The organism is Streptomyces sp. NPDC057099 (assembly GCF_042671245.1).
In the GTDB taxonomy this organism is placed as follows: Bacteria; Actinomycetota; Actinomycetes; order Streptomycetales; family Streptomycetaceae; genus Streptomyces; species Streptomyces purpurascens.
The window spans coordinates 211007-224824 of record NZ_JBHUTX010000005.1 but is presented as its reverse complement, the minus strand read 5'-3'; the positions used below and the strand labels follow the sequence as shown (position 1 = coordinate 224824).

General features: G+C 71.0%; 13 protein-coding genes and 1 pseudogene. 9 read left to right on the top strand and 5 right to left on the bottom strand.

Going from position 1 to position 13818, the window contains the following annotated elements:
* From ACFT4A_RS09575 to ACFT4A_RS09565, 3 genes are all read right to left on the bottom strand, one after another.
* The coding region (locus ACFT4A_RS09575; RefSeq protein ID WP_382827723.1) for an NADH-quinone oxidoreductase subunit C at positions 1-979 on the bottom strand (979 nt) is incomplete at its 3' end.
* Positions 976-1602: an NADH-quinone oxidoreductase subunit B gene (locus ACFT4A_RS09570; protein ID WP_382827493.1), complete on the bottom strand. Its 627-nt coding sequence runs from the start codon at positions 1600-1602 to the stop codon at positions 976-978. The genes ACFT4A_RS09570 and ACFT4A_RS09575, both read right to left, overlap by 4 nt.
* On the bottom strand, positions 1593-2000 hold the full coding sequence (locus tag ACFT4A_RS09565; RefSeq protein WP_030234112.1) for an NADH-quinone oxidoreductase subunit A: 408 nt from the start codon (positions 1998-2000) through the stop codon (positions 1593-1595). Before ACFT4A_RS09565 ends, ACFT4A_RS09570 begins: the two co-directional genes overlap by 10 nt.
* Before the next feature lie 220 nt (positions 2001-2220).
* Here ACFT4A_RS09565 and ACFT4A_RS09560 point away from each other — a divergent pair, with 220 nt between their 5' ends.
* The 5 genes from ACFT4A_RS09560 (at position 2221) to ACFT4A_RS09540 (ending at position 8960) form a co-directional block, all read left to right on the top strand.
* Positions 2221-3447, top strand: coding sequence for a sensor histidine kinase (locus tag ACFT4A_RS09560; RefSeq protein ID WP_382827492.1), 1227 nt, complete (start codon positions 2221-2223; stop codon positions 3445-3447).
* A 143-nt stretch (positions 3448-3590) separates the two neighbouring features.
* A complete protein-coding gene (locus ACFT4A_RS09555; RefSeq protein ID WP_382827490.1) occupies positions 3591-4955 on the top strand; it encodes a sensor histidine kinase in 1365 nt (454 codons plus the stop codon).
* A gap of 195 nt (positions 4956-5150) precedes the next feature.
* Positions 5151-5810, top strand: a complete 660-nt coding sequence (locus tag ACFT4A_RS09550) for a response regulator (protein ID WP_382827720.1) — start codon at positions 5151-5153, stop codon at positions 5808-5810.
* Between the two features lie 149 nt (positions 5811-5959).
* A complete protein-coding gene (locus ACFT4A_RS09545; protein ID WP_382827488.1) occupies positions 5960-7888 on the top strand; it encodes a 2-oxoacid:acceptor oxidoreductase subunit alpha in 1929 nt (642 codons plus the stop codon).
* Positions 7881-8960: a 2-oxoacid:ferredoxin oxidoreductase subunit beta gene (locus ACFT4A_RS09540; RefSeq protein WP_382827486.1), complete on the top strand. Its 1080-nt coding sequence runs from the start codon at positions 7881-7883 to the stop codon at positions 8958-8960. Before ACFT4A_RS09545 ends, ACFT4A_RS09540 begins: the two co-directional genes overlap by 8 nt.
* Before the next feature lie 32 nt (positions 8961-8992).
* Here the strand turns inward: ACFT4A_RS09540 and ACFT4A_RS09535 are convergent, their stop codons facing one another.
* Positions 8993-9379: a winged helix-turn-helix transcriptional regulator gene (locus tag ACFT4A_RS09535; RefSeq protein WP_382827485.1), complete on the bottom strand. Its 387-nt coding sequence runs from the start codon at positions 9377-9379 to the stop codon at positions 8993-8995.
* A gap of 91 nt (positions 9380-9470) precedes the next feature.
* On the opposite strand from ACFT4A_RS09535, the gene ACFT4A_RS09530 reads away from it, so the two are divergent.
* Together ACFT4A_RS09530 and rarD are read left to right on the top strand one after the other, a co-directional pair.
* Complete coding sequence (locus ACFT4A_RS09530; protein WP_382827484.1) at positions 9471-10325, top strand: SDR family oxidoreductase; 855 nt, start codon at positions 9471-9473, stop codon at positions 10323-10325.
* 202 nt (positions 10326-10527) lie between these two features.
* Complete coding sequence (gene rarD / locus ACFT4A_RS09525) at positions 10528-11478, top strand: EamA family transporter RarD (protein WP_382827717.1); 951 nt, start codon at positions 10528-10530, stop codon at positions 11476-11478.
* Between the two features lie 80 nt (positions 11479-11558).
* Here rarD and ACFT4A_RS09520 read toward each other — a convergent pair.
* Positions 11559-12638 (bottom strand): annotated as a pseudogene (locus ACFT4A_RS09520) (MFS transporter); the annotation flags it as partial.
* A gap of 166 nt (positions 12639-12804) precedes the next feature.
* On the opposite strand from ACFT4A_RS09520, the gene ACFT4A_RS09515 reads away from it, so the two are divergent.
* The gene (locus ACFT4A_RS09515) at positions 12805-13230 is read left to right on the top strand and encodes a winged helix-turn-helix transcriptional regulator (protein WP_382827483.1); all 426 of its coding nucleotides are present in this window, start codon (positions 12805-12807) and stop codon (positions 13228-13230) included.
* A 7-nt stretch (positions 13231-13237) separates the two neighbouring features.
* On the top strand, positions 13238-13711 hold the full coding sequence (locus ACFT4A_RS09510; protein WP_382827482.1) for a VOC family protein: 474 nt from the start codon (positions 13238-13240) through the stop codon (positions 13709-13711).
* The last annotated feature ends 107 nt before the right edge of the window (positions 13712-13818 follow it).

Genomic DNA, 13818 nt, shown 5'->3' with positions numbered 1-13818 from the left:
GCGGACCCGTCGGAGCCGAAGCAGGCGTCTCCCCGGGCGTGGACTGGCTCGCCGAACCCTCCGCCGCCGAACGCGCACGGCGCGGACCAGCCGGAGCCGGAGCTTCCGAGGCACCGGCAGCCGCCTGGCTCGCCGAACCCTCCCCCGCCGTGCGGTTACGACGCGGACCCGTCGGAGCCGAAGCAGGCGTCTCCCCGGGCGTGGACTGGCTCGCCGAACCCTCCGCCGCCGAACGCGCACGGCGCGGACCAGCCGGACCCGGAGCTTCCGGGGCACCGGCAGCCGCCTGGCTCGCCGAGCCCTCCCCCGCCGTGCGCGCCCGCCGCACAGGGCGTTCGCCGGCGGGGCGGGGCGGGCGGTCGGCTGCTGGTCGGGCCGTGCCGCGGGTCGGGCGGGACGGGGCCGGGGGGAGTTGGCCCTTGAGGGGGCCCCATTCGTTGGGGTCGGGGACGCCCGGTGGGAGCATCTGGCGGCGTTTGGGGCCGCCGTGTTCCGACTCGCCGGGTTCCTTCGCGCCGGGCCAGGCCTTGGCGACGCGGGCGGCCAGGACGAAGTCCTTGCGCAGGGGGTGGCCTTCGAAGCTGTCGGGCAGGAGCAGGTGGTCGAGTGCCGGGTGGCCTTCGAAGGCGATGCCGAACATCTCGTGCGTCTCGCGTTCGTGCCAGGCGGCGCCCGCGTAGACACCGACCGCCGAGGGCAGGGCGGGGGACTCGTGCGGGATCGTCGTACGCAGGAGGAGGCGGCGGAGGGGGGACAGGGCCGCGATGTGGGCCGTGACGCGGAAGCCCGTGCCCGGTTCGTCGACCGCGCTCAGCCAGTCGAAGTAGGTGCAGCCGAGGCGGTCGCGGGCGGTCTCCAGGGCCGCGATCCAGGTCGCCGGGGGGACGTCGACCGTCAGGACCTCGTACGACTCCTCGGCCGTGGTGTCCGGGCCGAAGAGTTCCTCGGTGGCGGCGGGCAGCCAGCCGACCACGGTCATCGCCCCTCCCCCGACGCCGAGTCCGAGTCCGAGGACGGTGGCTTCACCAGGCCGCTCTGCAGCGCCGCCGCGGAGGGGCGTTCCGTGCCGTACCGCTCCCCCAGCGACTCGCGGGCGATCTTCTCCTGGAGCTTGAGGATGCCCTGGAGCAGCGCCTCGGGGCGGGGCGGGCAGCCGGGGACGTAGACGTCGACGGGGATGATCTGGTCGACGCCCTTGGTGACGGAGTAGGAGTCCCAGTAGGGGCCGCCGCAGTTGCTGCACGCGCCGAAGGAGATGACGTACTTGGGCTCCGGCATCTGCTCGTAGAGGCGCTTCACGGCCGGCGCCATCTTGTCCGTGACCGTGCCGGAGACGACCATCAGGTCGGCCTGGCGGGGGCCCGGGGCGAACGGGATGACGCCGAGCCGGATGAAATCGTGGCGGGCCATCGACGCGGCGATGAACTCGATCGCGCAGCAGGCGAGGCCGAAGTTGAAGACCCAGAGCGAGTAGCGGCGGCCCCAGTTGAGGATCACCTTCATCGGCTCGGGTGCGAGGCGCGCGAGGGCGCCGAGCCGCTTCGGTTCCGGAAGCAGCACGGGTTCAGGGCCGGCGGGGGTCACGTCGGGGGTCACGTCCATGCCAGGACGCCCTTCTTGTATGCGTAGAGCAGGCCCACGGCCAGGAAGCCGAGGAAGATGAACATCTCCACCAGGGTCGCCGCGCCGTAGCCGGGGGCGGCGAAGACGGTCGCCCAGGGGAAAAGGAAGATCGAGTCGACGGCGAAGATCACGTAGAGGAAGGCGTAGACGTAGTAGCGGACCTGGGTGTGGGCCCAGCCCTCGCCGACGGGGTCGACGCCGCACTCGTAGGTCAGGAGCTTCTCGGGCGTGGGGACCACGGGCCGCAGCAGGCGGCCGGCCCCGAAGGCGACGGCGACGAACAGCACGCCGACGACGGCGAGCAGTCCGACGACCGAATAGGACTGGAAGTAGTCCGCCGCGACGACGGTCGTGGTGACGACGGTCGGTTCCGGCACGTCCGTCCCTCGCTCCCTTGAAACTCGGACCTGGCGCGACGATCCCCCGGCTCACCCGGACGCCGCTGTTCGACGATCTGTACGCACGGGAGTCTAGGCCCTGATAAAGGCAGGGTAAGCAGCCCGTCACGCCCTGGCATGCGGGGGTGGGGTTTTCCTCAGTCGATCCTGGCGGACCACCTCATGGCGCGGCTGCCCGCGGCCGGGCACGCTAGCGCACATGACCGAACGCTTCCCGTCCACCGGCTCGAAGGCGGCCGCGACGACGGCCGGGCCGGACGACCGCCCGCCACCGCCCCGGTTCGCCTACGACCGGCACACCTGGAAGGAGATCGCGCACCTCCTGGCGAACCTTCCTCTCTCCCTGCTCGGATTCACCTATGTCATGACGGTGCTGTTCACCAGCGTCTGGCTGACCGTCACGGTGATCGGGTTCCCACTGCTCGCGGCCGGACTCATGGGCGCGCGACAGCTGGGCAAGCTGGAGCGGGCGCGGGCCAGGGCGCTGCTCGGGGTGCGGGTGGACGAGCCGAGCCGGCTGCCGCTGCGCGGCTCGGGCGGCTTCCTCGCCCAGGTGTGGATGTCGCTGAAGGACCCGGTGGGCTGGCGTGCGGTGCTGTACGAGTTCATACGGCTGCCGTGGGGCGTGGTCACCTTCACCATCACGCTGACCTCGCTGTTCGTACTGTGGCCGGTGCTGCCGTTCATCGCGCGGGGGCTCGCCAACGCCGACCGGGCCATGGTGCGCGGACTGCTGTCGCCCTCGGACGAACTGGAGCGGCGCATCGCCGAGCTGGAGTCGGACCGGGGAGTCGTGGTCGACACGGCCGCGGCCGACCTGCGGCGCATCGAACGGGATCTGCACGACGGGGCGCAGGCCCGGCTGGTGGCCCTGGCCATGGGTCTCGGCCTGGCCAAGGAGAAGGTGCTGGAGGACCCCGACGCGGCGGCGGCGATGGTCGAGGAGGCGCACGGCGAGGTGAAGCTGGCGCTCCAGGAGCTGCGGGATCTGGCCCGCGGGATCCATCCGGCGGTGCTGACCGACCGCGGCCTGGACGCGGCCCTGTCCTCGGTCGCCTCGCGCTGCACGGTCCCGGTGAAGGTGACGGTCGACCTGCCCGCGCGGCCGGCCGCGGCCATCGAGGGCATCGCCTATTTCACCGTCTCGGAGCTGCTGCAGAACGTCAGCAAGCACGCGCGGGCGAGGTCGGCGTCGGTGGATGTGTGGTGCACGGCCGACCGGCTGCTCATCCAGGTGTGGGACGACGGGCGCGGGGGCGCGAGTCTCGACGGCGGTACGGGGATGAAGGGCCTGGCCGACCGGCTGGGCGCCGTGGACGGCCTGTTCGTCCTGGAGTCGCCCGAGGGCGGCCCGACGACGATCACGGCGGAACTGCCGTGGCGCAACCGCACGGACGCCTCCGCCGCGGGCACCGGCGGCCGCTGAGCCGAACCGGGAAACCGCTGGGCCGGAGGTGGGGAAAACCCCCCGTCCAAGACGCCGACGGACTCCATGGTCCGCCGACCTGCGGCGGAGCAGGGTGGAGGTATCGGGAGCACAGCAGCGGGACGAGGAGAAGGACGACGCCGATGGCCACGGAGTACGGACAGGGATACGGGTTCGACGGCGGGCCCGGGTTCGGCGGGGGCACCGCACGACGGCGGCACCGGCTGCCGGTCGCGCTGCGGGCGCCGGTCGAGGGCCGCACCTGGCGGGAGCTCGGCCATGTGCTGCTCAGCCTGCCGATCAGCATCGTGCTGTTCACCTACGCGGTCACGATGGTGTCGCTGGGGGCGGGGCTGCTGGTGACGTTCCTCGGCGTGCCGGTGCTGGCGGCGGCGCTCGCCGGGTGCCGTGGTTTCGGGGCGATGGAGCGGTTCCGGGCGCGGGCGCTGCTGGACCTGGAGGTGGCCGAGCCGGAGCCGCTGCGGATGCGGAAGCCGGGCGCCATGGCGTGGATGGGGGCCGTCCTCAAGAGCGGCGCCTCGTGGCGGGCCCTGCTGTACGCGCTGCTGCAGCTGCCGTGGGCGGTGTTCTCGTTCGCCGTCGCCGTGAACGTGTGGGTGCTGGGCTGGGGGCTGCTGACGTATCCGCTGTGGTTCTGGGTGTTCCCGATGTACGCCGGCCAGGACGGGATCCAGCTGTACGGCGACGAGACGCACCGGATCTACCTCGACAACCCGTTCGAGATCACGATGACCGCGCTGGTCGGGCTGCTGTTCACGATCGCCATGCCGTGGATCCTGCGGGCGCTGACGATGGTGGACCGGCTGCTGGTGCACGGGCTGCTCGGGCCGTCGCGGCTGGTCTCGCGGGTGGTGGAGCTGGAGTCGGACCGGGGGGTCGTGGTCGACACGGCGGCGGCCGACCTGCGGCGCATCGAGCGGGATCTGCACGACGGGGCGCAGGCCCGGCTGGTGGCGCTGGCCATGGATCTGGGGCTGGCGAAGGAGAAGCTCCAGGAGGATCCGGAGGCGGCCGCGCGGATGGTGGACGAGGCGCACGGCGAGGTGAAGACGGCGCTGCAGGAGCTGCGGGACCTGGCCCGGGGGATCCATCCCGCGGTACTGACGGACCGGGGGCTTGACGCGGCGCTGTCGGCGGTGGCGTCGCGGTGCACGGTGCCGGTGCGGGTGGAGGTCGATCTGGCGGAGCGGCCGGCGCCGGCGATCGAGGGGATCGCGTACTTCACCGTCTCGGAGCTGCTGCAGAACGTCAGCAAGCACGCGGGGGCTACCTGGGCGGGTGTGGAGGTCTGGCGGGTCGAGAACCGGCTGATGTTGCAGGTCGTGGACAACGGGCGGGGTGGGGCCGATGTGTCCCGGGGGTCCGGTCTTGCCGGGCTGGCGGAGCGGCTCGATGCGGTGGACGGGATCCTGGTGGTGGACTCGCCTGCGGGCGGGCCGACGCGGGTGACGGCGGAGTTGCCGTGGCGGGGGGCGTATGTGAGGTGACCTCCGGCGAGCCCCTCCCCTGTTCGGTCGGACAAGAAGGTCGGACAAGAAGGTCGGACAAGAAGCCCGTCCCACCCCCCATCCGCCCCCCGATCCTGAAATGCTGGACCCGTCGCACGGGTGGGCGCGGGGCCGATGTGGGTCGCGGACGGGCGGCGTCGGGCTGTGGGGGGCCGGAACATCGTGGAGGACAGGGTGCGGGTGGTCATCGCCGAGGACTCAGTGCTGCTCAGGGAGGGCCTGACCCGGTTGCTGACCGACCGCGGGCACGAGGTCGTCGCCGGGGTGGGTGACGGCGAGGCGCTGATCAAGACCATCACCGAGCTGGACGCGCAGGGCGAGCTGCCGGATGTCGTGGTGGCCGATGTGCGGATGCCGCCGACGCACACCGACGAGGGGGTGCGGGCTGCCGTGCGGCTGCGCAAGGCGCACCCGGGGCTCGGTGTGCTGGTGCTGTCGCAGTACGTGGAGGAGCGCTACGCCACGGAACTGCTCGCCGGGTCCAGCAGGGGCGTCGGCTATCTGCTGAAGGACCGGGTGGCCGAGGTCCGTGAGTTCGTGGACGCGGTGGTGCGGGTGGCCGACGGCGGTACGGCCCTCGACCCGGAGGTGGTCGCGCAGCTGCTGGGCCGCAGCCGTAAGCAGGACGTGCTCGCGGGGCTCACGCCGCGGGAGCGGGAGGTGCTGGGGCTGATGGCCGAGGGGCGGACGAACTCGGCGGTCGCCCGGCAGCTGGTGGTCAGCGACGGCGCGGTGGAGAAGCACGTCAGCAACATCTTCCTGAAGCTGGGGCTGTCGCAGAGCGACGGGGACCACCGCAGGGTGCTGGCCGTGCTGACGTACCTCAATTCCTGACATGGGCGGCACGGGTGCGTGATCACCCCAAAGTCGCGTCCAAGATGCGAATGACACAAAGAAGGCGACCCTTACGGTCGTAGGGTTGATCCTGGGAGGCCTGCGGGAAGGCCTGTCCGGGACAGCCGCCTCGAGGGAGGTCCAGTTCAGTGACCAGCCAGGTCAGTAGCCCAGCGGAGCAGGCCGACGGACCAGTCGTAGGAGAGCAGCGCAAAGCGGGGGGCGCCAAGGGCGTCCGCCGTCTCGACCGGGTGATCATCAGGTTCGCGGGGGACTCGGGTGACGGTATGCAGCTCACCGGTGACCGCTTCACCTCGGAGACCGCGTCGTTCGGCAACGACCTGTCGACGCTGCCGAACTTCCCGGCCGAGATCCGGGCGCCCGCCGGGACCCTGCCGGGTGTGTCGTCCTTCCAGTTGCACTTCGCCGACCACGACATCCTCACGCCCGGTGACGCGCCGAACGTGCTGGTGGCGATGAACCCGGCCGCGCTGAAGGCGAACATCGGCGACCTGCCGCGCGGCGCCGAGGTGATCGTCAACACGGACGAGTTCACCAAACGGGCGATGCAGAAGGTCGGCTACGACACCAGTCCGCTGGAGGACGGGTCGCTGGACGGCTATCACCTGCACCCGGTGCCGCTGACCACGCTCACCGTGGAGGCGCTGAAGGAGTTCGACCTCAGCCGCAAGGAGGCCGAGCGCAGCAAGAACATGTTCGCGCTGGGCCTGCTGAGCTGGATGTACCACCGGCCCACCGAGGGCACGGAGAGGTTCCTCAAGTCCAAGTTCGCGAAGAAGCCCGACATCGCGGCGGCCAACATCGCCGCGTTCCGGGCCGGCTGGAACTTCGGCGAGACCACCGAGGACTTCGCCGTCTCCTACGAGGTGGCCCCGGCGGCCACGGCGTTCCCGCCGGGTGTCTACCGCAACATCTCCGGCAACCTCGCCCTGTCGTACGGCCTGGTCGCCGCGAGCCGGCAGGCGGATCTGCCGCTGTATCTGGGGTCGTACCCGATCACTCCGGCGTCGGACATCCTGCACGAGCTGTCCAAACACAAGAATTTCGGCGTGCGCACCTTCCAGGCCGAGGACGAGATCGCCGGAATCGGGGCCGCGCTGGGCGCGGCCTTCGGTGGTTCGCTGGCCGTGACCACGACGAGCGGTCCCGGGGTGGCGCTGAAGTCGGAGACCATCGGCCTGGCGGTCTCCCTGGAGCTGCCGCTGCTGGTCGTGGACATCCAGCGCGGCGGCCCGTCGACCGGTCTGCCGACCAAGACCGAGCAGGCGGATCTGCTCCAGGCGATGTACGGGCGCAACGGCGAGGCTCCGGTGCCGATCGTCGCGCCGCGCACCCCGGCGGACTGCTTCGACGCGGCCCTGGAGGCGGCGCGGATCGCGCTGACGTACCGCACGCCGGTCTTCCTCCTCTCCGACGGCTATCTGGCCAACGGCTCCGAGCCCTGGCGGATCCCGGACCTGGACGAGCTGCCGGACCTGCGGGTGCAGTTCGCGCAGGGCCCGAACCACACCCTGGAGGACGGCTCCGAGGTGTTCTGGCCCTACAAGCGCGACCCGCGGACGCTGGCCCGGCCGTGGGCGATCCCGGGCACGCCGGGTCTGGAGCACCGGATCGGCGGCATCGAGAAGGAGGACGGCACCGGCAACATCTCCTACTCGCCGGCCAACCACGACTTCATGGTCCGCACCCGGCAGGCCAAGATCGACGGCATCGACGTCCCGGACCTCGTGGTGGACGACCCGCACGAGGCCAGGACCCTCGTCCTGGGCTGGGGTTCGACGTACGGGCCGATCACGGCGGCGGTGCGGCGGCTGCGCAGGGCCGGGGAGTCGGTCGCGCAGGCGCATCTGCGCCATCTCAACCCCTTCCCGAAGAACCTCGGCGCGGTCCTCGGGCGCTACGACAAGGTGGTGATCCCCGAGATGAACCTCGGGCAGCTCGCCACGCTCATCCGGGCGAAGTACCTGGTCGACGCGCAGTCGTACAACCAGGTCAACGGCATGCCGTTCAAGGCGGAGCAGCTCGCCGCGGCTCTGAAGGAGGCCATCGATGGCTGAGACGTCCACGCACGGCACGGGCACCATCGAATCGCTCTCCCTCGTCCCCAAGGCCGAGGCGAAGCAGTCGATGAAGGACTTCAAGTCCGATCAGGAAGTGCGCTGGTGCCCCGGCTGCGGCGACTACGCCATCCTCGCGGCGGTGCAGGGCTTCATGCCCGAGCTGGGTCTGGCGAAGGAGAACATCGTCTTCGTCTCGGGCATCGGCTGCTCCTCCCGGTTCCCGTACTACATGAACACGTACGGGATGCACTCCATCCACGGCCGCGCCCCCGCCATCGCCACGGGTCTGGCCTCCTCGCGCCGCGATCTGTCGGTGTGGGTCGTCACCGGTGACGGCGACGCGCTGTCCATCGGCGGCAACCATCTGATCCACGCGCTGCGCCGCAACGTCAACCTCAAGATCCTGCTGTTCAACAACCGGATCTACGGTCTGACCAAGGGCCAGTACTCGCCGACCTCCGAGGTCGGGAAGATCACCAAGTCGACGCCGATGGGCTCGCTGGACGCGCCCTTCAACCCGGTGTCGCTGGCGATCGGCGCGGAGGCCTCGTTCGTGGCGCGGACGGTGGACTCCGACCGCAAGCATCTGACGGAGGTGCTGCGCCAGGCCGCCGCCCACCAGGGCACGGCCCTGATCGAGATCTACCAGAACTGCAACATCTTCAACGACAACGCCTTCGAGGCCCTCAAGGACAAGCAGCAGGCCGAGGAGGCCGTGATCCGGCTGGAGCACGGCCGGCCGATCCGCTTCGGAGCCGACCTGGCGAAGGGCGTCGTGAGGGACCCGCTGACCGGGGATCTGAAGGTGGTCGCGGTGACGCCGGACAACGAGGACCGGGTGCTCGTCCACGACGCGCACTCCCCGTCCCCGACCACGGCGTTCGCCCTGTCCCGCCTGGCCGACCCGGACACCCTGCACCACACCCCGATCGGCGTCTTCCGTGCCGTGGACCGGCCCGTCTACGACACGCAGATGACCGACCAGCTCGACCAGGCGATCGAGCAGCACGGCAAGGGCGACCTGGGCGCGCTGCTGGCGGGCGGGGACACCTGGACGGTCGCCGGCTGAGCCCCTCCGAGGAACACCGAGGCCCGGGAGCGCTAGGAAGCGGCCCGGGTCTCGTCGTAGGTCAGACGGGCCTTCTCCACGTCGTCCATGCGGTCGTGGGTCCACTGGGCGAGGGACCTGACCTGCTCGGCGGCCTCGCGGCCCAGGTCGGTGAGGGAGTAGTCGACGCGGGGCGGGATCACCGGCTTGGCGTCCCGGTCGACGAGTCCGTCGCGCTCCAGGGTCTGGAGCGTCTGAGTGAGCATCTTCTCGCTGACGCCCCGGGCGCCGTTGCCGTACCGGCTGATCGCCCGGCGCAGCTCGCTGAAGCGGTACGGGCGCTCCATCAGCTCGATCAGGACGAGCACGCCCCAGCGACTGGTGACGTGTTCCAGGACGAGCCGGTACGGGCACAGGGCCTCGCCATCACTTACTGCCATGCCAGTACCTTACTTCAAAGTGGGTACTTTCCAAGAGTTAGCGCTACTCCTAGGGTTAGTGCCACCGCACCCCACAAGGAGAGTCATCACCATGAGCATCGTCGTCACCGGAGCCACCGGACAGCTCGGCCGTCACGTCGTGGAGCAGCTGCTGGAGAAGGTTCCCGCCGAGCAGATCACCGCGGTCGTCCGCGACGCCGAGAAGGCCGCCGGCTTCGCGGACCGCGGGGTGAGGATCGCGCTCGCCGACTACAACACCCCCGCGTCCTTCGACGGCCTCTTCGCCGCCGGTGACAAGGTCCTGCTGATCTCGGGCAACGAGTTCGACAAGGGCCGCGTCGCGCAGCACCAGGTCGTCATCGACGCCGCCAAGGCGGCCGGGGTCGCCCTGCTCGCCTACACCAGCGCCCCGGGCAGCCTGACCGCCGCGCTCGCCGACGACCACCGCGGCACCGAGGAGGCCCTGCTGAACTCGGGTGTGCCCTACGCGCTGCTGCGCAACGGCTGGTACCACGAGAACTACACCGAGAACCTCGCCCCGACGCTGGAGCACAACGCGGTCGTCGCCGCCGCCGGCGAGGGCAGGGTCTCCTCCGCCTCCCGCGCCGACTACGCCGCCGCCGCCGTCGCCGTACTGACCGGTGAGGGGCACGAGAACAAGACGTACGAGCTGGGCGGCGACACCGCGTGGAGCTTCGCCGAGTACGCGGCCGAGCTGAGCCGGCAGACCGGCAAGGAGATCACCTACAACGCGGTCACGCCCGAGGCCCTTACCGGCATCCTGGCCGGCGCCGGTCTGCCCGAGCAGTTCGCGCAGATCCTGGCCGGGGTCGACGCCTCCATCGAGAAGGGTGAGCTGGTCGTCCCGACCGGTGACCTGTCCCGTCTGGCCGGCCGCCCGACCACCCCGTTCTCCGAGGCCATCGCCGCGGCGCTCAAGGGCTGACATCCCCCCGGCGGGCCCTTGAGCCGCCCCACCCCCGGCTGTCATGACCGTATGCCGATACGGCCATGACAGCCGGGGGTGCTCGGCGTTACCTTCGTGGTCGCGGAACACCACGTGCGAAGTGCGAAGGAGGGGGCCCGTGACCGGCAAGCCGAAGGGCGAGGCGCGGATAGGACTGCTGAACGGGTTCGCGGCCTACGGGATGTGGGGGCTCGTCCCCCTGTTCTGGCCCCTCCTGAAGCCCGCGGGGGCGGTGGAGATCCTGGCCCACCGGATGGTGTGGTCGCTGGTCTTCGTGGGCGCCGCCCTGCTCGTGCTGCGCCGCTGGGCCTGGGCCGGAGAACTGCTGCGGCAGCCGCGCAAGCTGGCGCTGATCACGGTCGCCGCGGCGGTCATCACCGTCAACTGGGGCCTGTACATCTGGTCCGTGAACAGCGGCCACGTCGTCGAGGCCTCGCTCGGATACTTCATCAACCCGCTGGTCACCATCGGGATCGGGGTGCTGCTGCTGAAGGAGCGGCTGCGGCCGGTGCAGTGGGCGGCGGTCGGGACCGGTTGCCTGGCGGTCGTCGTACTGACCATCGGCTACGGCCAACCCCCGTGGATCTCCCTCTGTCTCGCCTTCTCCTTCGCCACGTACGGGCTGGTGAAGAAGAAGGTGGGCCTCGGCGGCATCGAGTCGCTGGCCGCCGAGACCGCGATCCAGTTCCTGCCCGCTCTCGGCTTCCTGGTGTGGCTGACCGCGCGGGGCGACTCCACCTTCACCGTCGAGGGCGCGGGGCACGCGGCCCTGCTCGCCTCGGCCGGCATCGTCACCGCGCTGCCCCTGGTCTGCTTCGGCGCGGCCGCCATCCGCGTGCCCCTGTCCACCATCGGCCTGCTGCAGTACTCGACGCCGGTCCTCCAGTTCCTGCTCGGCATCCTCTACTTCCACGAGGAGATGCCGCCGGAGCGCTGGGCCGGCTTCGCGCTGGTGTGGCTGGCGTTGACACTGCTCACCTGGGACGCGCTGCGCACCGCCCGCCGCGCCGCCCGCGCGCTCACCGACGAGATCAGCGTGCCCAGCACCACCAGGACGACCGGCACGACCAGCGCCGCCCGGAACGCCGAGAGCGTGGCCTCGGGTCCGGACCCGGTGGACGCCAAGCCGTAGACCGCGGTGACCGCCGAGATGCCGATCGCGGAGCCGAACTGCGTGGCGGTGGTCAGCAGCCCGCCGGCCAGCCCCTGCTCGGACTCGGCGACCCCGTCCGTGGCCGCGATCGTCAGCGGCCCGTAGGCCAGGGCGAAGGCGAAGCCCGCCAGGAACAGCGTCGGGAACATCGCGGCGTAGGCCCAGTCCATGCCGACCGGCAGGAACAGCGCGTACGCGGCCACGGCCAGGACGAAACCGCCGACGATCACGCGGGCGTTGCCCCAGCGGGCCACCAGCCGCGGCGTGAGCGTCGGGGCGAGGACGGCGTCGATGCCCATGGGAATCAGGGCCAGCGCCGTCTGGAGGGACGACCAGCCGCGCAGTTCCTGCAGGTAGAGCGTGACGATGAACTGGAAGCCGAAGAAGGCGCCGAGGAAGAGCAGCGCCCCCAGGTCGGCGCGCACGACGCGGCCCTGACGCAGGATGCCGAGCCGGACGAGCGGGTCCGGGCAGCGGCGTTCGGCCGCGACGAAGGCACCGGCCAGGAGCAGCGCCGCGAGCCCCGAGGCCGCGGTGAGCGGCCAGTCGCTCAGGCCGTGTTCGAGGCGTACGACGGTGTAGGCGGCCAGCAGCATCGCTCCGGCGGCGGTGATCGCGCCGGGCAGGTCGAAGGTGCCCCGGCGGGCCGTGGGGGCAACGCTCCGGGGGATCAGCCGTACGGCGGGGACGAGCAGGGCCGCGGCCAGCAGCACGGGCGCGAAGAACACCCAGCGCCAGCCGAACTCGGTGAGCAGACCTCCGATCACCAGCCCCAGGGAGAAGCCGGCCGCGCCCGTCCCGGCGAAGATCAGCAGCGCCTTGTTGCGCTCGGGGCCCTCCGCGTACGACGTGGTGATCAGGGAGAGCGCGGCCGGGGTCATGAAGGCGGCGGCGACGCCGGTGACGAAGCGGGCGACGACCAGCATCCAGCCCTCGGTCGCGAAGCCGCCGAGCCCCGAGAAGGCGAGGAAGACGGCCAGCCAGAGCAGGAACATCCGGCGCCTGCCGAGCAGGTCGGCGGCCCGGCCGCCCAGGAGGGTGAAGCCGGCGTAGCCGAGCACGTAGGCGCTCATCACCCACGCCGCGGTGTCGGTGCCCAGCCCCAGGTCGGAGCGGATGGCCGGGATCGCCACCGCCATCATCGCGATGTCGATGCCTTCGAGGAAGATCGTTCCGCACAGAACGAGCAGCAGCGCCCAGGCACGGGTGCCCATCAGTCCACACTCCTCCGCCGTCAGTCGGTTACGCAACCGAGGGTCGGTTCCCTCTTGTAACCACGACCAGCCTCCGGCAGCATCGGGAGACATGGAAGAAGGCACTTCGAAGTCACCGAGTAACCGCGAGAGCACCGTGGACTACGGCGACGCCGACCCCTTCCAGTGGGACACCCGGGAGGACTGCCAGGTCCGGCAGATCCTCGACCGGATCGCCGACAAGTGGTCGCTGCTGGTCATCGCACTGCTGGAGAACCGGCGGCTGCGCTTCACCGAGCTGCGCCGGGAGATCGACGGGGTCAGCCAGCGGATGCTGACGGTGACCCTGCGGTCGCTGGAGCGGGACGGGCTGGTGAAGCGGACCGTGCACCCGGTGGTGCCGCCGCGGGTCGAGTACGAACTGACCTCCCTCGGCAGGACGCTGCACTCCACGATCCAGTCCCTGGTGACCTGGACGGAGGAACACCAGGACGAGATCGCCGCGGCCCGGACCGCGTACGACACCCGCGCCGTATAACTGGTACATGACACAGACACCGGCACGTCCCGCCCCCGTGCACTGGAAGGTCGTCATCGACGCGAACGACCCGCACGCGCAGGCCGACTTCTGGGCCGCCGCGCTCCACTACGAGGTCGAGGACAACAGCGTCCTCATCGGGAAGCTGCTCGGCGCCGGTGTCGTGCCGGAGGACCTCGTCGTCGAGTTCCACGGCCGCCACGCCTTCCGGGACCTGGTCGCCGTACGGCACCCCGAGGACCCGTTCGAGGAGGAGAGCGGGACCGGGCTGGGGCGGCGGCTGCTGTTCCAGCGGGTGCCGGAGGCGAAGACGGTCAAGAACCGGCTGCACCTCGATCTGCACCCGGGCGAGGGGCGGCGCGAGGAGGAGGTCGCGCGGCTGGAGGGGCTCGGGGCGAGGGTGCTGCGGCGGGTGGCGGAGCAGGGCGGCGAGTGGGCTCTGATGGCGGACCCGGAGGGGAACGAGTTCTGCGTGCAGTAGCACGGAGGCGGGCCCGGTAACGCCCTGTCCTGTTCAGGCTCTTGACGGAGAGTCAGCATCAGCCTCACCATCCAGGCACCCCATTCACCCCGGGCGGCCTTCGGACA

Bases quoted from the DNA above. Each gene is read 5' to 3' on its own strand.
- ACFT4A_RS09515 (WP_382827483.1), top strand. From the start codon at position 12,805: ATGGAAGAAGGCACTTCGAAGTCACCGAGTAACCGCGAGAGCACCGTG.
- ACFT4A_RS09540 (WP_382827486.1), top strand. From the start codon at position 7,881: ATGGCTGAGACGTCCACGCACGGCACGGGCACCATCGAATCGCTCTCC.
- ACFT4A_RS09555 (WP_382827490.1), top strand. From the start codon at position 3,591: ATGGCCACGGAGTACGGACAGGGATACGGGTTCGACGGCGGGCCCGGG.
- ACFT4A_RS09560 (WP_382827492.1), top strand. From the start codon at position 2,221: ATGACCGAACGCTTCCCGTCCACCGGCTCGAAGGCGGCCGCGACGACG.
- ACFT4A_RS09510 (WP_382827482.1), top strand. From the start codon at position 13,238: ATGACACAGACACCGGCACGTCCCGCCCCCGTGCACTGGAAGGTCGTC.
- rarD (WP_382827717.1), top strand. From the start codon at position 10,528: ATGTGGGGGCTCGTCCCCCTGTTCTGGCCCCTCCTGAAGCCCGCGGGG.
- ACFT4A_RS09535 (WP_382827485.1), bottom strand. From the start codon at position 9,379: ATGGCAGTAAGTGATGGCGAGGCCCTGTGCCCGTACCGGCTCGTCCTG.
- ACFT4A_RS09570 (WP_382827493.1), bottom strand. From the start codon at position 1,602: ATGGACGTGACCCCCGACGTGACCCCCGCCGGCCCTGAACCCGTGCTG.
- ACFT4A_RS09530 (WP_382827484.1), top strand. From the start codon at position 9,471: ATGAGCATCGTCGTCACCGGAGCCACCGGACAGCTCGGCCGTCACGTC.